Origin of the sequence: Streptomyces sp. NBC_00249, from assembly GCF_026342355.1 — a bacterium.
Lineage (GTDB): Bacteria > Actinomycetota > Actinomycetes > Streptomycetales > Streptomycetaceae > Streptomyces.
Map to the genome: position 1 here is coordinate 20,221 of NZ_JAPEMV010000010.1, position 17,393 is coordinate 37,613.

Consider the following 17,393-nt stretch of genomic DNA (forward strand, 5'->3'; position numbering starts at 1 on the left):
AGTGTTCATATCGCCAAAAATCGTGACACAAGCCACACAAGCCACACGCGTCGCACGGTGGCGCCCTCCCCCGAAGCCGACGCGTCACTCCGGAGGGGGGTTGCGATCCGGCCGAAGATGCGGCGCGGATCACGTTCCGATCACGAGTGACGCCAACGGGTTTGAGATTGGTTCCCGCGTGACGTGAAGCGGCACATCCCCCGGTGCGGACTGCACAAACCTTTCTCCGCGCACAGTAACCGGATGAGGTGAAACTTTTACCTCAAACCGGACATTGGGTTGACAGTCCGCCCCTTTCCCCGGTCTCCTTGTCCTCATGTCAGCGCCCGCAGCCGCCACCTGGACCCCCATTCGTGGGTTCCTGCGCGCTGCCCAGGTTCGCTGTTGCTGTTGCAGCTGTTGATGCCTCCGGAGCCCCGGCTCCGTCCGAGCACCGGCTACTCCCCCACAGCAACCGCCCCGCACGACTGACATCCGTCGAGGACACCCCCACGATGAACAGCGCCTCCGCAGCCACCACCGCCGCCGCCCCCGCCGCCGCCCCCGCCACGGTCGAGAGCGACCTCCAGATCGCCGGCGACATCCTCTCCGTCCAGCACCTCCTCCAGCCCGCCCGCGAGCACCCGGCCACCGTCGCCGAGTTCGTCGGCCTCGCCCGCTCCATCGCCGAGGACCGCGCGAGCTGGGAACACCTCGTCCGCTACGACGCCACCACCCGCTGGTACCACCGCCTGCGCACCGGCCCCGGCTACGAGGTCTGGCTGCTCAGCTGGGTCCCCGGCCAGGGCAGCGGCCGCCACGACCACGGCGCCTCCTCCGGCGTCCTGACCGTCCTGGACGGCGAGCTCACCGAGCACAGCACGCGCGGCCCCCTCACCCTCGGCCCCGGCTCCCAGCGCGTCTTCGCCCCCGGCTACGCCCACGAGGTCGTCAACGACACCCTCGACGGAGCCGTCAGCCTGCACGTGTACTTCCCCGGCCTCACCGAGATGCCCATGCACAGCTGCTCCCCGGCCCGCGAGGCCCACGCAGCGGTCTGACGGTCCCGCCCCTCGACGGACAGCCCCCGGCTGACAAACTGTCCGCATGCGCATTGTTGTTCTGGCCGGCGGCATCGGCGGCGCCCGCTTCCTCCGCGGACTGAAGGTCACCGTCCCCGACGCGGACATCACCGTCATCGGCAACACCGGCGACGACATTCACCTGTTCGGGCTGAAGGTCTGCCCCGATCTGGACACCGTGATGTACACCCTCGGCGGTGGCATCAACGAGGACCAGGGCTGGGGCCGCACCGACGAGTCCTTCACCGTCAAGGAGGAACTCGCCGCCTACGGGGTCGGACCCGCCTGGTTCGGCCTCGGCGACCGCGACTTCGCCACCCACATCGTCCGCACCCAGATGATCGGCGCGGGCTACCCGCTCAGCGCCGTCACCGAAGCCCTCTGCGACCGCTGGCAGCCCGGCGTCCGGCTGCTCCCCATGTCCGACGACCGCGTCGAGACCCATGTGGCCGTCACCGACCCCGAAACCGGCGAACGGCGCGTCATCCACTTCCAGGAGTACTGGGTGCGGATGCGCGCCGCGCTCGACGCCGAGGCCGTCGTGCCCGTCGGCGCCGAGCAGGCCAAGCCCGCCCCCGGCGTGCTGGAGGCCATCGCAGCCGCCGACGTCATCATCTTCCCGCCGTCCAACCCCGTCGTCTCGGTCGGCACCATCCTGTCCGTGCCCGGCATCCGCGACGCCGTGGCCGCCGCCGACGCCCCCGTCGTCGGCCTCTCCCCCATCGTCGGGGGCGCCCCCGTCCGCGGCATGGCCGACAAGGTGCTGGCCGCCGTCGGCGTGGAAGCCACCGCCGCCGCCGTCGCCCTGCACTACGGCACCGGACTGCTCGACGGCTGGCTCGTCGACACCGCCGACGCGGACGCCGTCGCCGAGGTGGAGGCCGCCGGCATCACCTGCCGCGCGGTACCGCTGATGATGACCGACCTCGCGGCCACCGCCGAGATGGCGCGGGCCGCGCTGGACCTGGCGGAGTCCTCCCGGTGAGCGCTCCCTCGTACGAGGTACGGGCCGTCCCCGGCATCCCCGAGGTCCGGCCGGGTGACGACCTGGCGGAGCTGATCGCCGCCGCCGTGCCCGACCTGCGCGACGGGGACGTCCTGCTGGTCACCTCGAAGATCGTCTCCAAGGCCGAGGGGCGCATCGTCCGGGCCGAGTCCCGCGAGGAGGCCATAGACGCCGAGACCGTACGGGTCGTCGCCCGCCGCGGCCCGCTGCGCATCGTCGAGAACCGCCAGGGACTGGTCATGGCGGCCGCCGGGGTCGACGCCTCGAACACCGAGCCCGGCACCGTCCTGCTGCTGCCCGAGGACCCCGACGCCTCCGCCGCCGCGATCCGTACGGGGCTGCGGGAGCGGCTGTCCGTGGACGTCGGCGTGATCGTCACCGACACCTTCGGGCGGCCCTGGCGGGCCGGGCTGACCGACGTGGCCATCGGCGCGGCCGGCGTACGGGTCCTGGACGACCTGCGCGGCGCCACCGACGCCCACGGCAACCCGCTCAGCGCGACCATAGTCGCCACCGCCGACGAACTCGCCGCCGCCGGGGACCTCGTCAAGGGCAAGGCCTCCGGGCTGCCCGTCGCGCTCGTCCGCGGACTGGGGCACCTGCGGGGCGAGGGCTCCACCGCCCGCGACCTGGTACGCAGCCCCGCCGACGACATGTTCCGCCTCGGCACCTCCGAAGCCGTACGGGAAGCCGTGACCGGGCGCCGCACCGTCCGCGCCTTCACCGACGAGCCCGTCGACCCCGGCGCCGTACGCCGCGCCGTGGCCGCCGCCGTGACCGCCCCCGCCCCGCACCACACGACGCCGTGGCGGTTCGTCCTGCTGGAGTCGGCGGGCGCCCGCCTGGAGCTGCTCGACGCGATGCGGGACGCGTGGATCGCCGACCTGCGCCGCGACGGCAAGTCCGAGGAGTCCATCGCCAAGCGGGTCCGGCGCGGTGACGTCCTGCGGGGCGCCCCGTACCTGGTCGTGCCCTGCATGGTGACCGACGGCGCCCACGACTACGGGCACGCCCGGCGGGACGCGGCCGAACGGGAGATGTTCGTCGTCGCCATGGGCGCGGGCGTGCAGAACTTCCTGGTCGCCCTGGCCGGGGAACGGCTCGGCTCCGCGTGGGTGTCCTCGACCATGTTCTGCCGCGACGTCGTGCGCAAGGTGCTGGGGCTGCCGGAGCACTGGGACCCGATGGGCGCGGTCGCCGTCGGCCACGCCGCCGCGGCCCCGGCGGAGCGGCCGGAGCGCACCGCCGACGCGTTCGTCGAGGTGCGTTAGGGCCTGTCGTCAAACTCCCGTCGTCGCCCGGAGGGCAGACGGGAGTTTGACGACAGGCCCTAGAGACGGCCGATGTCCCCGCGCGGCATACGGGGCGCACGGCGCGGCGGGGTGCGGCCCGCGAGGAGGATCAGACGGGCCGCGCGGTGCCGCTGGCCCTCGTACGGGGCCAGCAGCTCCAGCATCTCGGCGTCGTCCGCGTCCCGGTTGCCGGTGAGGGCCCAGCCGACGATGCCCGGCAGGTGCAGATCGCCGGTGGTGACGGCGTCGGCCGCGCCGTTGCTGCGCTGGAGGGTCTCCGCGGAGGTCCACGGACCGATGCCCGGGACGGCCTCCAGCCGGGCGGCGGCCAGCGTCAGCTCCATCCCCGCCGCCTCCTCCAGCCGGTCCGCCACCCGCGCGGCCCGCACGATCGTCGCGGACCGCTTCGCGTCCACCCCGGCCCGGTGCCAGTCCCAGGACGGGACCATCGCCCAGGCCCGGGCGGTCGGCATGACGTACAGGTCCTGCGGACCGGGCGCGGGCTCCCCGTACTGGCGCACCAGACGGCGCCACGAGCGGTACGCCTCGTCGGAGGTGACCTTCTGCTCCAGCACCGTCGGCACCAGCGACTCCAGCACCAGCCCCGTACGGGTCAGACGCAGACCCGGGCGGAGGCGGTGGCTCGCGTGCACCAGCCGGTGCCGGGGGACGAACGCGGCGGGGTCGTCGGCCGCGCCGAGCAGCTCGGGGAGCCCGTCGAGGACCCAGTCGGCGCCCTCGCCCCAGGCCTCGGCGTGCACCGTGCCGTCGGAGGCGGCCCGGACCCGGAGGGTGGCGGGGCCGGCCGGGGTGCGGGTCGCACGCCATACCGACCCGTCGGGGGTGACTCGGAACGTGGGGTCGGCGGGGCCGCGCCTGAGGGGGCCGAGGGTGAGGCCGAGGTCCAGCGGGCCGGGCGCCGGCCAGCGGCGCTCCTTCGCCCCCGCCGCTGCCCTGGCCGGGCGGGGGTCGGGTACGTCGACCCGGCCGCCGCGGGTGGCGGTACGGCTGAGCGGGTCGAACCGCCGGGCTCCCATCCCCCGAGCCTATCCCCGCCGGGGCGGCACCGGCCCGTCCCGCTGCCCCTGCCCTGGCCGGGCGGTACCGGATGCCCCGCTGCGCGGAGCCGTCCCCTACCCACCCTTCCACCGTTCCCGCCTCAGAGCCGGCGCGGCTCCAAGACCTGGGGCTCCGCCCCAGACCCCCACGCCTCAAACGCCGGCGAGGCTGAAGGTGGCCGGTGCGGCTCACAGACCTGGGGCTCCGCCCCAGACCCCGCGCCTCAAACGCCGGCGAGGCTGAATTCGACCCGAGGGGTCGGGGACGGGGTGGGGTGTCGTCCGGGATGTAAAACGTGATTTGTTGGCGCGCGGTACCCCGTCACCAACGGCAGCTCCGGAAGGGGCGCCATAAATCATGCCTATCCCGGACGGCACCCCACCCCGTCCCCGACCCCGCCCCCACCCGACCCCCGCCCGGCCAGGGCTACGGGCGGCCCTGGAGTTTTGCTGAGGTCGTGCGGGTCGGGGGGAGTTGGTTGTAGAGGAGGCGGCCCGGGCATTCCGTGGCGAAGCCGTCGCGGTGGCCCGAGATGACGTTCATCTTGATGTTGCGGCCCTTGGCGTACAGGTTGCCGCCGCCCGACTTCAGGGTGGTCTTCGCCCGCGGGTCCATCCCGAAGAGGCCGAGCTTCCACGCCGTGAGGCGGGCCACCGCGTCGACCGCCTCCTTCGGCGGGGCGGTCGACGCGAACGAGCCGATCACCGCCACGCCCATGCTGTCGGTGTTGAAGCCCATGGTGTGCGCGCCGAGCACCGGCTTGGCGACTCCGCCCGCGCGCCCCTCGTACACCGTCCCGCAGCGGTCGACGGCGAAGTTGTAGCCGATGTCCCGCCAGCCCTCGCTGACCACGTGGTAGCGGTACAGGCTGCGCAGCACCGCCGGGGCGTCCTTGCAGGCGTAGTTGTTGCCGGAGGCCGTGTGGTGGACGAACGCCGCCTTGACGGTGTTCGTGTAGACGAAGCCCGACTCGCGCAGGGACTCGTCCGCGCCCCACCCCCGTCGGGTGATGATCCGCGGGCGCGGCCCGATGTAGGGGCGGGCGGCCGCTTCGAGTTCGCCGTCGGCGGCGAGGACCGCGTCGGCGGTGGAGTCCTCCTTGTTCAGGGCGGTGATCTCCACCGCCCCCAGCGAGGCGTGCGGCACGTTGGCCGCGGAGGATTCCGCCGCCTCCATGGTCATCGCGGGCAGACCGACGGCCGCGTCACCCTTGTCGTCCCCGCCCGGCCCGGCGTTCTTGCCGTCGAGCACCGCCACCGGCGCCGCCGCCCCCGGGTCGACGAGCTCGATCCGCATCCCCGACGGAAGCCGTGACGCGGCCCGCGTGTTCGTACCGCCGCCGGTCTCGGCCTGGACCCGTACCTCGACGCCGTCGGACGCGCCCACCCACAGCGGGGCGGTCGCGCCGCGCACCCGCCCCGAGCCGCGTTCCGCCGCGTCGGGGTCGGCGGCGTGTTCGCTGTTGTGGGTCTCGACGTCCTGCCAGTCGGACCAGTTCTCGGTGCCCGCGTGGCGGGTGCGGACCTGGACGTGGCCGAGCAGCGGGGTGCTCGCGTCGTCCCAGACGACGCCGACCAGCGAGAACGTCTGGACGTCCCGCGCGGCCAGGCCCCGCGTCTCGGGCAGGCCCGGCGAGGCGCTCATGCCGGGGACTCCGGGGATCCGGCCGGCCGACGGCCCGAGGGGTCCCAGCGGCAGGGACTGGGTGGTGCCGGCGGGGGTCACAGGGGCGGCCTCGGCCAGGGCAGGGGTGGGGAGCGCGAGCGGCAGGGCCAGTGCGGCTGCCGTCGCGACGCCGATCGAGGAAGCAAGGAATCCACGCATGGAAGCGATGCTGAACACAGCCACCACGAACCGCCATCGGAGAACTGACGATCCGTCCGACAATGCACGCGTACCCCTTCCGCCGCACGGGCGAGCCCGTACCGCCCGTACGGGGGACGGGCCCGCGTACGCTGGGCCGGGTGAACGCCACTGACCGCACCCCTGCCGACCTGCTGCGATCCGCGCTCGCCGCCGATCCGGGCCGCCCCCTCGTCACCTTCTACGACGACGCCACGGGCGAGCGCGTCGAATTGTCCGTCGCCACCTTCGCCAATTGGGTGGCCAAGACCGCCAATCTGCTCCAGGGCGACCTGGGCGCCGAGCCGGGCGACCGGCTCGCTCTGCTGCTGCCCGCGCACTGGCAGAGCGCCGTGTGGCTGCTCGCCTGCGCCTCCGTCGGGGTGGTCGCCGAGGTCGGCGGGGATCCGGCCGGGGCGGACCTGGTGGTGAGCGGGCCGGACACCCTGGAGGAGGCCCGTGCCTGCTCCGGTGAGCGGGTCGCGCTGGCGCTGCGCCCGCTGGGCGGGCGCTTCCCGCAGCCGCCCGCCGGTTTCGCGGACTACGCCGTGGAGGTGCCGGGGCAGGGCGACCGGTTCGCCCCCTTCGCCCCGGTCGACGCGGACGGCCCGGGCCTGGTGGTCGGCGGCGAGGAGCTCTCGTACGCGGCCCTCGTGCGGCGGGCGGGCGAGGACGCCGCGAAGTACGGCGGCGCGGGTGCCCGGGTGCTGTCGGGGCTGGGCTACGACACCTGGGAGGGGCTGTCGGCCGGGCTGTTCGCCGCGCTGGCCGGCGGCGGTTCCGTGGTGCTGTGCCGGAACCTGGACCGGCTGTCCGCCGAGGCGCTGGCCCAGCGGGTGGAGAGCGAGCGCGTCACCCACACCGTCTAACGGCGACACCGGGCGATTTGTCACCCGCATGGCCCTGTACAGGGCCCTGCCCCCGGGCCGCCGGTGTCACCCGGGGGCAGGATCGGTCCTGGCCGCACTCACCCGTACGGCCGGTTTCCGGTTCGGTGAGGGGACGGAACGCGAGTGACGGACAGCGCGGGCATACCGGGCGGTGCCGAAGCGGCCGGAGGCGATCGGAAGCCTCCGCGGGGCCGCAGGCGCCGGCTGCTGCGCTGGATCGGCCTCGGGGCCGTCCTGCTGGTCCTGGCGGGCGCGGCGGCCGGCTGGTGGCTGTACGCGAAGCTCGACGCGAACATCCACGCGGACACTTCCGCCGAGGCCGAGCTGCGCCACTACGAACGTGAACGGCCGGCGAACTTCGCCGCCGGCGCCCAGAACATCCTGCTGATCGGCTCCGACTCGCGCTCGGGCACCGAGAACTCCGGCTACGGGCAGGACGGCGGCACCCAGCGCTCGGACACCACGATCCTGCTGCACCTGCCGGCGGACCGCCGCAGCGCCACGGCCGTGTCGATACCCCGGGACCTGATGACGGCGGTACCGAGCTGCCTCACCTCGGACGGCTCCCGCACGGGCGAGCGCTTCGCGCAGTTCAACTGGGCCTTCCAGTGGGGCGGGGCCGCCTGCACGATCCGTACGGTCGAGCACCTCACCGGGGTCCGAATCGACCACCACATGGTGGTGGACTTCGCGGGGTTCAAGAAGATGGTGGACGCGGTCGGCGGGGTGGAGGTGTGCCTGCGGCGGCCGGTGGACGACGCCGAGGCGCACCTGAGGCTCCCGGCGGGCCGCCAGGTGCTCCGGGGCGAGCAGGCGCTGGGCTTCGTCCGGGCCCGGCACAGCCTGGGCAACGGCAGTGACACCGAACGCATGGAGCGCCAGCAGCAGTTCCTCGGCTCCCTCGTGAAGAAGGTGCAGAGCAACGGGGTGCTGCTGAACCCGGCGCGGCTGTACCCGCTGCTGGACGCGGCGACCTCCTCGGTGACCACGGACCCGGGGCTGGCCTCGCTGCGCGGCCTCTACGAACTCGTACGGGGCGTCCGGGACATACCTACCGACCAGGTCAAGTTCCTGACGGTGCCCCGGCGCCCGTACGCCGCCGACCCGAACCGGGACGAGCTGGTGGAGCCGGACGCGGCCCGGCTGTTCCAGCAGCTGCGGATGGACCGGCCGTTGACGATCACCCCGCCGGAGCCGGAGCCCGAGCCGGATCCCCAGGTCACGGCCCGCGACGGGGCGGCCGGCGGCGCCACCGGGGCGGGCTCCGAGGGGCCTGTGCGGGAGAAAAGCGGAACGGCCGCCACCCCGACGCCCGTCCCCACGTTCACCGGGACGACGGCGGGCGCGGCCGATTGCCGGTAAAGCAATCCAAAAGCCCGTGACGCAACCGCTCCGCTTGGGCGCTTTGGCCCGTTATACGGGGAGTGGATTTTGTCACCAGCATGGTTTGCAGCTGACCAGGCCGGATAAGGTGAGCGATCCGGTGCACCGGCTGCGAAGAGGCCGTGCACCAGCAGCCGGATCGTTGACCGCGTGCCTGGGGGGAGGCGCGTCGCGAAGCACCGACGGAGGATTCGAGCAACCGTGGATGCGCAAAGCCGTGGGCGGGCGGACGAGATCGACCCCGCAGACCAGTGGGTCCTCAATCCCCGCACCGGCAACTACGAACTGCGACTGGGCCATTCCGCTGCGCAGCAGCATTCCGTCGCCGCCCCCCGCAGAGCCCGCAGAAGGCCCTCCGCTCCCCCGGCGCCCACTCCGGCGTCACCCGCCGTACCGAAGCCCCGCCGGGGCGACGGGCTGCCCGGCGGCCGTCGCGGCGGCCGCTCCCGCAAGGCCGGCGAGAGCCGTGGCGGCCGGTCCGACCGGCGCCGCAAGGTCCTGGCCGCCACGGGCGGCACCCTGGCGTTCCTGCTGGTCGGCGGCGGGCTGGGCTCGTACCTGTACTACGAGCACCTGAACGGCAACCTGAAGGTCATCGACACCGGCACCGGTTCGGGCAGCTTCAAGAAGGACCAGCCGATCAACATCCTGGTGATCGGCACCGACAAGCGCAGCGGCAAGGGCAACGAGGGCTACGGGGACGCCGAGAGCGTCGGCCACGCCGACACCACGATCCTCTTCCACGTGTCCAAGGACCGCAGCAACGCCACCGCGCTGTCCATCCCCCGCGACCTGATCACCGACATCCCGGCCTGCCCCACGAAGCAGTCGAACGGTTCGGTGAAGGAGATCCCCGGCACGAAGGGGACCCGCTTCAACAACAGCCTGGGCCAGGAGGGGCGTGACCCGGGCTGCACGATGCGTACGGTCAAGGCCCTGACCGGCATCGAGGTCGACAACTTCATGATGGTCGACTTCAACGCGGTGAAGAGCCTGAGCACGGCGGTCGGCGGGGTGCCCGTGTGCGTGGAGAAGGACGTCAAGGACCGGGATTCCAAGCTGGACCTGAAGGCCGGCGAGCACCGCCTCCAGGGCGAGCAGGCACTGGCCTTCGTACGGACCCGGCACGCCTTCGGCAACGAGAGCGACCTGGACCGCATCAAGACCCAGCAGCAGTTCCTGAGTTCGATGATGCGCGAGATGAAGTCCAAGGAGACGCTGACCAGTCCGAAGAAGTTCTTCTCGCTGGCGGAGGCGGCCACCAAGTCGCTGACCGTGGACCAGGGGCTGGGGTCCATCGGTAAACTCACCGATCTCGCCGGTGAGCTGAAGGACATGAACCTCAAGAACGTCACCTTCACGACGCTGCCCGTGCTCGACAACCCGAACGAGCCGTCGAACCGCAAGGCGACCGTGGTCGTCAACTCCGCCCAGGCCGATCCGCTGCTGGGGATGATCCGCGGGGACGTCTCGCTGACGGAGGTCGAGAAGAAGGAGCACGCCGCGAAGGAAGCGGCGGAGGCCGACGCGAAGAGCCGGCAGGACGCGCTGCTCCAGGGGAACCGCTCGGCCGCCGGTGACGTCCGGGTGGACGTGTACAACGGCGGCGGTCCTCCCGGTTCGGCGTCCACCACCCTGACCTGGCTGCAGAACAGCAAGGGCGTCTACAAGGCGAGCAACCACGGCAACGCCTCCACGCGCCTGGCGGCCACCCAGCTGGAATACGCGCCCAACCAGGCCGACCAGGCCCGGGCGCTGGCGGAGATGATGGGGCTGTCGGCGACGGCCATGAAGATGGGCGCGGTGGACGCGGGGCCGAAGACCCCGATGAAGCTGACGCTGGGCTCCGACTTCAAGGAGCCGGGAGCGCCGCTCGGCGCGCCGGAGGCCCCGCAGCAGGCGCCCGACGGGCTCCAGCGGGTCGAGGCCGACAAGGCGGTCTGCGCGAAGTGACCGGCCGACGGTTACGGCGCCTCGCACCGACCGACCGCCGATGACGGGCGGTAGCCGGTGGGCCCGGCACAATACCGACCAGTAGTGATCTTGAGGGGGGTACGTGTGAAGCACAGCAGCGTGCGGGGGGAGGGGGCGCCCGACCAGGCCGCCGACGGCATATCCGACGGCGGCGAGGGCGCTTCCGGCGTGGTGCCCCCACCCCGGTCGGGTTCGGGCTCCGCCCGCCCGGCCGGCGGCGGCGGGATACCCGTGCGGCGGCGCCGGCGGCGGGTGCTGCTCTGGGTGTCGTCGGTGCTGGCGTTCCTGATCCTGGGGACCTCGGCGGCCGGGTACCTCTACTACCGGCACCTCGACGGGAACATCCGCAGCGGCCAGCGCCTCAGCGGGGACAGCGGTGTGGAGAAGACCCACGCCAACGCCAAGGGCCAGCGCCCGCTGAACATCCTGCTGCTCGGCTCCGACAGCCGCAACAAGCCGGAGAACCTGGAGCTCGGCGGCAGCCACGACAGTGTCGGGGCTCCGCCGCTCGCGGACGTGCAGATGATGGTGCACGTCTCGGCGGACCGGGAGAACGCCTCCGTGGTGAGCATCCCGCGTGACACCCGGGTGGACATACCCGAGTGCACGGACCCGAAGACCGGGAAGAAGTACAAGAAGACCCACGCGATGATCAACGAGTCCCTCGGGCGCGGGGGACCCGGCTGCACCCTGGCCACCTGGGAGAAGCTGACCAACGTCTACATCGACCACTGGATGATGATCGACTTCTCCGGTGTGGTGCAGATGGCCGACGCGATCGGCGGGGTACCCGTCTGCGTGAAGGACAACGTCTGGGACCGGCCGCTGGCGACCTCCGGCGGCGGCTCGGGCCTCAAGCTCACGGCCGGCACCACGAAGGTCAAGGGCGAGCAGGCGCTCCAGTGGCTGCGTACGCGGCACGCCTTCAGCAGTGACCTGGGCCGGGCGCAGGCCCAGCACATGTACATGAACTCGATGATGCGCGAGCTCAAGGGCCAGAACGCCTTCACCGACGTCGGCCGGATCACCGCGCTGGCCGAGGCGGGCACCAAGGCGCTGGAGGTCTCCGAGGAGATCGGGTCGGTCAAGAAGCTGTTCAACCTGGCGATGCAGCTCAAGGACATCCCGACGAACCGCATCACCATGACGACGATGCCGACGTTCCAGGACCCGCGGGACGAGGACCGGCTCGTCGTCAACACGGCGGACGCCGACAAGCTGTGGGCGATGGTCCGCAAGGACGTGGCCTTCGACAAGAACGGCGCCCCGACCACCCCGGAGAGCCCCGCGGCGGCCACGCCCACGCCCACCCCGGGCACGGGCAGCCCGCAGCCGGGTACGAGCGCCCCGCAGCCGGGCGCCAGCTCCCAGCAGCCCGCGACGCCCTCCCCGGAGCCGTCGAAGACGCCGCCCACCGCTCCCGACAAGGTCGCGGTGCACGTGGTCAACGGCACCGCGGCGGGCCAGCCGCTGGCCCCCGGCCGCGCGAACGCGATCGCCGAGGCGCTGGTCGCCAAGGGCTTCACCTCGGCCAGGGCAGACAGCGCCCTGACCCCGGAGAAGACCACCGTGGTGCGCTACCCGACCGCCGACCTGGCCGACGAGGCGCAGAGCGTCGCGGCGGCGATGGGCATCCCGGCGAGCGCGGTGGTGCCGGCGGCCGGGATCTCCAAGGTCACCCTGGTGATCGGCGCGGACTGGCGCGAGGGGACCGCCTACCCGCAGCAGGCGCCGCCGCAGGCCGGGGCGGTGCCGGACACGGCGGACGCGATCAACGGCTCGGACAGCGGGGCGTGCATGGAGGTCTACAAGCCGTACCGCTGGTGACGGGTACGCACGGCACACGAAAGGGGTGACCCGGTCCGGGAAGGACCGGGTCACCCCTTCTCGTCTGCTGTCTCAGACCTCCGACGGGTCCCGGCGCACCGACGGGCGGCGGCTGGCGATGACCTTGGCGGCGAGGGCGCGCGGGCTGGTGAGGAAGCCGAAGCCCCAGCACATGTGCATGGTGGCGAGGGCCACCGGGATCTGCGCGCGGGCCTTCAGCGAGAGCCCCTTGCCCGCCGGGACGGACCCGGCGGTGATCGCCGCGAGGTAGCCGGCCGGGACGGCGAGGGCCCAGGGGGTCACGGTCACGCCCGCGACCAGTCCGGCCGCGATGGCGCAGACGGCGGTCGGCGGGGCCAGGTAGCGCAGGTTGATGGAGCCGGCGTGGTAGCGGGCCACCACGTGCCGCCAGCGCCCGTAGTCCTTGTACTGCTTGGCCAGGGCCCGTACGGAGGGCCGCGGGCGGTACTGCACCTTCAGCTCGGGCGAGAACCAGATGAGCCCGCCGGCCTCACGGATGCGGAAGTTCAGCTCCCAGTCCTGGGCGCGGATGAACTCCTCGTTGTAGCCGCCCTGCTGTTCCAGGGCCTCGCGGCGGAAGACGCCGAGGTAGACGGTCTCGGCGGGGCCGGCCTGGCCGCCGGTGTGGAAGGCCGCGTTGCCGACGCCGATCTTCGAGGTCATCGCGGCGGCGACGGCGTCCTCCCAGGCGTTCTCGCCCTCGGCGTGCATGATGCCGCCGACGTTCTGCGCGCCGGTCTCCTCCAGGAGGCGGACGGCGGTGGCGATGTAGTTCGGGGAGAGCATGCCGTGGCCGTCGACGCGGACGACGATCGGGTGGCGCGAGGCCTTGATCGCGGCGTTGAGCGCGGCGGGGGTACGGCCGGTGGGGTTCGGGACGGTGTGGACCCGAGGGTCTTCGCGTACGAGTTCGGCGGCGATCTCGTCGGTGCGGTCCGTGGACGGCCCGAGTGCGATCACCACCTCCATCTCGCCTGCGTACTCCTGTCCGAGGATGTGCCGGACGGAGTCACGCAGATGGCGCTCCTCGTTGAGCACCGGCATGATCACCGAGACTGCGGGCTGCTGGGCGGGCATGTCGTCCTTCACGGTCGGGTATCGGTGTCACGTTACCGCGTACGGGGGAAACGGGTGCGCGGCGGACGAGCGGTACGGACAGACGCTGATCGTATGGGCCTACTGTTCTGACGAATGTCCTGAAGAATCCGCAGATCCACCGAAACCGCTTGCCGTCCGAACCCCGTGCCGTCCCTTGCGGAGGTGTCACCCGTGCCCCAGCCGCACCGTCCCGTCCGATCCGCCAGCCCGGCCCGGCCGCGGCGTGCGCGCGCCGGCGGCAGTCCGGCCCGGCGCCGGGGCGAGCGGCCCCGGTGGGGGGTCCGGCTCGCCACCGGGCTGTCGGTGGTGGTGCTGGGCTCGGGCGCCGTCGGCCACGCCGTGATGACCGGACTGGACACCGGGATCGAGCGGGTGGACCCGTTCAAGGACATGAAGAACCGCCCGCAGGCCGGGCACGGGGTGAACTTCCTCCTCGTAGGCACCGACGGCCGGGACAAGATCACCCCGGAGGAGAAGCGCGAGTACCGGCTCGGCGGCGCCCCCTGCCGCTGCACCGACACGATCATGCTGGTGCACCTGTCCGCCGACAAGGAGCGGGCGAGCGTGGTCAGCCTGCCCCGGGACAGCTACGCCGAGGTCCCGGCCCACCAGGACCTGGTGACCGGCAAGGCCCACAAGGCGCACCCCGTGAAACTCAACGCCGCCTACGCCGAGGGCGGGCCGAACCTGACCGTGCGCACCGTCGAGAACATGACGCGGGTGAAGATCGACCACTACCTGGAGGTCGATTTCACCAGCTTCATGAAGACGGTCGACGCGATGGGCGGCGTGGAGATCTGCACCGCCAAGACCATGCGCGACAGCTACACCGGCCTCGACCTGCTGCCCGGCACCCACCGGCTGACCGGCGGCCAGGCCCTCCAGTACGTCCGCTCCCGGCACGTGGACGGGGCCTCCGACCTGGGCCGGATGCAGCGCCAGCAGCGGTTCATCGCCGCCCTGATCAAGCAGGCCACCGGGGGCGGGGTGCTGCTGAACCCGGTGAAGTTCAAGGAGGTCAGCTCGACCCTGCTGGGCTCGGTGCGGGCCGACAAGGACTTCGGCTCGGAGCAGATGCTCGCCCTGGGGCAGGCCATGCGGGACTTCACGCCCTCCTCGTCCGAGTTCGCCTCGGTGCCGGTCGGCGACGCCTCGTACCCGGTCAAGGGCATCGGTTCGACGGTGAAGTGGGACGAGCCGAAGGCCGCCAAGCTCTTCGAGTCCCTGCGCCACGACCGGCCGCTGGCCCCCGTCCGGCCCGGCCGGCCCGCGAACCGGCCCGCCGCCGTCCCCGTCGACGTGCCGCCGCAGCAGATCCGGGTCCAGGTGGAGAACGGCACCCGGATCGACGGCCTCGGCGGCCGGGTGGACGAGGCCCTGCGCGCCACCGGCTTCGACACCACCCGGGCCCCCGGCAACGGCGCCAGCCGCGAGGTCCGGCGCACGGTGATCGCGTACGACCCGCGCTGGGACCGCTCGGCCCGTACGGTGTCGGCGGCGCTGCCCGGCAGCGAGCTGCGGGCGGTCGCCAAGCAGGGCCGCACGGTGCTGGTGATCGCGGGCGCGGACTACAAGAAGGTCGTCCCGGTCCGGGCGGAGGACCCGTACCAGGGGGGCGAGACCACCGTGGTCACCGGCGACCAGGTGGTGTGCGGGGGCGGCAGCTAGGCCCTAGGACGTCCGCTCCAGCAGGGTGACGTACAGGCCGCGGACGTGCCGGGCCTCGGCGATCTTGTAGTGGCTCTTCAGCGCCGCGGTCTGGTCGGCCGGGAGCTTGCCGTACGGGTCCTTCTTCGCGGTGTCGCGGGTGACGAGCCAGATCCGGCGGGTGTCGCCGAGGCACTGCTCGGGCCGGGCGCACTCCACCGGGAAGAGGTCGTCGCTGGCGACCGCCGAACGCTCGGCGAAGACGTCGCGCGGCCGGACCCGGTCGGGCAGGTAGTACTCGACCTGGAAGTCGGTCATGTACACCCGCTCCTCGCCGCCGCGCAGCGGTACGAAACCGTCCCCGGGCCGGTAGCCCTCGGCGATGATCTTCGCGGCGGCCCGGCCGTCCGCGGTCTCCTTCGCCCGCTCGGTACGGAGCTGGCGCTGGTCGGGGAGGCCGAGCAGGATCAGCGCGGCCAGCGCCGCCGCCCCGGCGGGGCGCGGCTTCAGCGCGGCGGCCCCGGCGGCGGCCAGCACCGCCCAGGCGGGCAGGGTGAAGAGCACGTAGCGGTCGATGAAGTACGAGGTGCTGCCCTGCGAGACGAGGTACACGGCAACGATCGGGACCGCACCGCACAGCAGCAGTTCCACGGCGGGCCGCCGGCCCCGGCTCCAGGCGAGCGGCAGCAGCGCCAGCGCGGCGATGCCGAGGGCGACCAGCGGGGAGCCGAAGAGGTTGTCCCAGAGCCCGGCGATGTCGCGCATCCGCGGGGTCCGGATCCAGGAGATCTGCCGGCCGACCTGGCTGCGCCCCAGCAGCACCAGCGGCACCACCGGCAGCAGCCCGACGGCCACCGCCACCGCGAAGGAGACCGCGGTGCGCCCGCGCCGGTCCCGCCACCACCGCATCGCCGCGATCAGGGCGTGCGGCAGCAGGAACAGCAGGGCCACCATGTGCAGCAGCCCGGAGACCGCGACGAGCAGGGCGTATGCGGCCCAGCGCGCCGGGCGCGGCCGGTCCAGGGCCCGCAGCAGCAGCCAGGTCGCGGCGGTGACCGCGAGCATCACGAAGGCGTACGAGCGGGCTTCGGTGCCGTACCGGGTGACGGCGGGCAGCAGCGCGAACAGCAGCCCGGCGAAGACGGCCGTACGGCGGTCGAAGAGCCGGCGGGCGATCACGACGGTGAGCGCGGCGGTCCCGGCCATGGCGAGCGCCGACGGCAGCCGGAGCATCGCGGCGGAGTCCCCGAAGACGGCGACCCAGCCGTGCAGCAGCAGGTAGTAGAGGCCGGAGACGGCGTCGACGTGCCCCAGCATCGCGATCAGGTCGCCGGTGCCGCGGGAGGCGGCGTTCCAGCTGGCGAGCTCGTCGCGCCACAGCTGCGGGGTGCCGGCGCGGAAGGTGGTGACCGCGAGGGTCAGCAGCGCCGCCCACAGCCAGTCGGGGCCGGGGACCCGGCGTCCGGCCGCGCGGGCGGGCGCGACGGCGGACGGGGTCTGGGTGGCAGTGGGCATCAGGGGGTCTCCGCGGCAGAGCCGGTCTCGTGGGGCAGGCCGTCGCTCGGGCGGAGCCGTCCGCCGGACGGACACCGACGGACGTCGACTGACCAGTCTACGGGGGCCCGGTAAAGCCCGGATATGGCAGGGCCCCAGGGCCTGCCCGAGCGCCCGGGCCGCCGGCGGTCAGTCGTCGAGGCCCTCGGCGGAGCGGCGCTCGCGGAGCTCGGTGATGGCCTGGCGGCGGGCGAGCCGGTGGGTGCGGCGGATCTGCGCCTCCTGGTAGCGGCGCTCGTCCTGCTCGGTCTCCGGGACGACGGGCGGGACCTGGCGGGGCTTGCCCTCGGCGTCGACGGCCGTGAAGACGAGGTAGGCGCTGCCGACCTGGGTGGCGGGGGTGGACTCGTTCCACCGCTCCGCGAGGACCCGTACGCCGATCTCCATCGAGGAGCGGCCGGTCCAGTTGCACTGCGCCCGGACGTGCACCAGGTCGCCGACGCGGACCGGGGCGAGGAAGGCCATCTCGTCCATGGAGGCGGTGACGGCGGGCCCGCCCGAGTGGCGTCCGGCCACGGCGCCGGCCGCGTCGTCCACCAGCTTCATGATCACACCGCCGTGCACCGTGCCGAGGAGGTTGGTGTCGTTGGCGGTCATGATGTGGCTGAGGGTGGTCCGGGAAGCCGAGATCGGCTTGCCGGGCGGCGCGGGCGGTATCTCTGTCATACAGCCACCATAAGTGGGTACTGCAGGCATCAGCTCTGCAACAGCACCGGTACGAACCCGGTACCGGGGTGTC

General features: G+C 72.9%; 13 protein-coding genes. 8 read left to right on the forward strand and 5 right to left on the reverse strand.

Annotated elements, in window-relative coordinates:
• The first annotated feature begins 494 nt into the window (after window positions 1-494).
• The 3 genes from OOK31_RS33955 to OOK31_RS33965 are packed head-to-tail and all read left to right on the forward strand — an operon-like array spanning window position 495 to window position 3,338.
• Entirely contained in the window at window positions 495-1,040 is a 546-nt protein-coding gene (locus OOK31_RS33955; RefSeq protein ID WP_267091254.1) for a cysteine dioxygenase family protein, read from the forward strand.
• A 46-nt stretch (window positions 1,041-1,086) separates the two neighbouring features.
• Window positions 1,087-2,046, forward strand: a complete 960-nt coding sequence (cofD, locus tag OOK31_RS33960) for a 2-phospho-L-lactate transferase (RefSeq protein WP_267091255.1) — start codon at window positions 1,087-1,089, stop codon at window positions 2,044-2,046.
• Window positions 2,043-3,338 carry a coenzyme F420-0:L-glutamate ligase gene (locus tag OOK31_RS33965; protein ID WP_267091256.1) on the forward strand — a complete coding sequence of 432 codons (1,296 nt, stop codon included), beginning with the start codon at window positions 2,043-2,045 and terminating at the stop codon, window positions 3,336-3,338. The genes cofD and OOK31_RS33965 overlap by 4 nt, the downstream gene beginning before the upstream one ends.
• Window positions 3,339-3,397: 59 nt before the next feature.
• Here the strand turns inward: OOK31_RS33965 and OOK31_RS33970 are convergent, their stop codons facing one another.
• Both OOK31_RS33970 and OOK31_RS33975 read right to left on the reverse strand, forming a co-directional pair.
• Complete coding sequence (locus OOK31_RS33970) at window positions 3,398-4,396, reverse strand: DNA-3-methyladenine glycosylase (protein WP_267091257.1); 999 nt, start codon at window positions 4,394-4,396, stop codon at window positions 3,398-3,400.
• A 448-nt stretch (window positions 4,397-4,844) separates the two neighbouring features.
• Complete coding sequence (locus OOK31_RS33975; protein WP_267091258.1) at window positions 4,845-6,242, reverse strand: peptidoglycan recognition protein; 1,398 nt, start codon at window positions 6,240-6,242, stop codon at window positions 4,845-4,847.
• 140 nt (window positions 6,243-6,382) lie between these two features.
• Between OOK31_RS33975 and OOK31_RS33980 the strand changes: the two genes are divergently transcribed.
• The 4 genes from OOK31_RS33980 to OOK31_RS33995 all read left to right on the forward strand — a co-directional run bounded on the left by OOK31_RS33980 (window position 6,383) and on the right by OOK31_RS33995 (window position 12,334).
• Entirely contained in the window at window positions 6,383-7,129 is a 747-nt protein-coding gene (locus OOK31_RS33980; RefSeq protein WP_267091259.1) for a TIGR03089 family protein, read from the forward strand.
• 144 nt (window positions 7,130-7,273) lie between these two features.
• Entirely contained in the window at window positions 7,274-8,512 is a 1,239-nt protein-coding gene (locus OOK31_RS33985) for an LCP family protein (RefSeq protein ID WP_267091260.1), read from the forward strand.
• 222 nt (window positions 8,513-8,734) lie between these two features.
• The gene (locus OOK31_RS33990; protein WP_267091261.1) at window positions 8,735-10,486 is read left to right on the forward strand and encodes an LCP family protein; all 1,752 of its coding nucleotides are present in this window, start codon (window positions 8,735-8,737) and stop codon (window positions 10,484-10,486) included.
• A 273-nt stretch (window positions 10,487-10,759) separates the two neighbouring features.
• The gene (locus OOK31_RS33995; protein ID WP_267091544.1) at window positions 10,760-12,334 is read left to right on the forward strand and encodes an LCP family protein; all 1,575 of its coding nucleotides are present in this window, start codon (window positions 10,760-10,762) and stop codon (window positions 12,332-12,334) included.
• A 72-nt stretch (window positions 12,335-12,406) separates the two neighbouring features.
• Here OOK31_RS33995 and OOK31_RS34000 read toward each other — a convergent pair whose 3' ends face one another.
• Window positions 12,407-13,432: a glycosyltransferase family 2 protein gene (locus OOK31_RS34000; RefSeq protein WP_267091262.1), complete on the reverse strand. Its 1,026-nt coding sequence runs from the start codon at window positions 13,430-13,432 to the stop codon at window positions 12,407-12,409.
• Between the two features lie 324 nt (window positions 13,433-13,756).
• On the opposite strand from OOK31_RS34000, the gene OOK31_RS34005 reads away from it, so the two are divergent.
• Window positions 13,757-15,121, forward strand: a complete 1,365-nt coding sequence (locus tag OOK31_RS34005) for an LCP family protein (protein ID WP_323188293.1) — start codon at window positions 13,757-13,759, stop codon at window positions 15,119-15,121.
• 3 nt (window positions 15,122-15,124) lie between these two features.
• On the opposite strand, the gene OOK31_RS34010 is transcribed toward OOK31_RS34005, so the two are convergent.
• Window positions 15,125-16,615 (reverse strand): glycosyltransferase family 39 protein, encoded by a 1,491-nt coding sequence (locus OOK31_RS34010; protein WP_267091264.1) that lies wholly within the window; start codon window positions 16,613-16,615, stop codon window positions 15,125-15,127.
• A gap of 168 nt (window positions 16,616-16,783) precedes the next feature.
• A complete protein-coding gene (locus OOK31_RS34015) occupies window positions 16,784-17,320 on the reverse strand; it encodes an acyl-CoA thioesterase (RefSeq protein ID WP_267091265.1) in 537 nt (178 codons plus the stop codon).
• Between the last annotated feature and the right edge of the window lie 73 nt (window positions 17,321-17,393).

Excerpts from the sequence above, each read along its gene's own strand:
- OOK31_RS34010 (WP_267091264.1), bottom strand. The coding sequence starts at position 16,615 with ATGCCCACTGCCACCCAGACCCCGTCCGCCGTCGCGCCCGCCCGCGCG.
- OOK31_RS33975 (WP_267091258.1), bottom strand. The coding sequence starts at position 6,242 with ATGCGTGGATTCCTTGCTTCCTCGATCGGCGTCGCGACGGCAGCCGCA.
- OOK31_RS33970 (WP_267091257.1), bottom strand. The coding sequence starts at position 4,396 with ATGGGAGCCCGGCGGTTCGACCCGCTCAGCCGTACCGCCACCCGCGGC.
- cofD (WP_267091255.1), top strand. The coding sequence starts at position 1,087 with ATGCGCATTGTTGTTCTGGCCGGCGGCATCGGCGGCGCCCGCTTCCTC.
- OOK31_RS33955 (WP_267091254.1), top strand. The coding sequence starts at position 495 with ATGAACAGCGCCTCCGCAGCCACCACCGCCGCCGCCCCCGCCGCCGCC.
- OOK31_RS34000 (WP_267091262.1), bottom strand. The coding sequence starts at position 13,432 with ATGCCCGCCCAGCAGCCCGCAGTCTCGGTGATCATGCCGGTGCTCAAC.
- OOK31_RS34015 (WP_267091265.1), bottom strand. The coding sequence starts at position 17,320 with ATGACAGAGATACCGCCCGCGCCGCCCGGCAAGCCGATCTCGGCTTCC.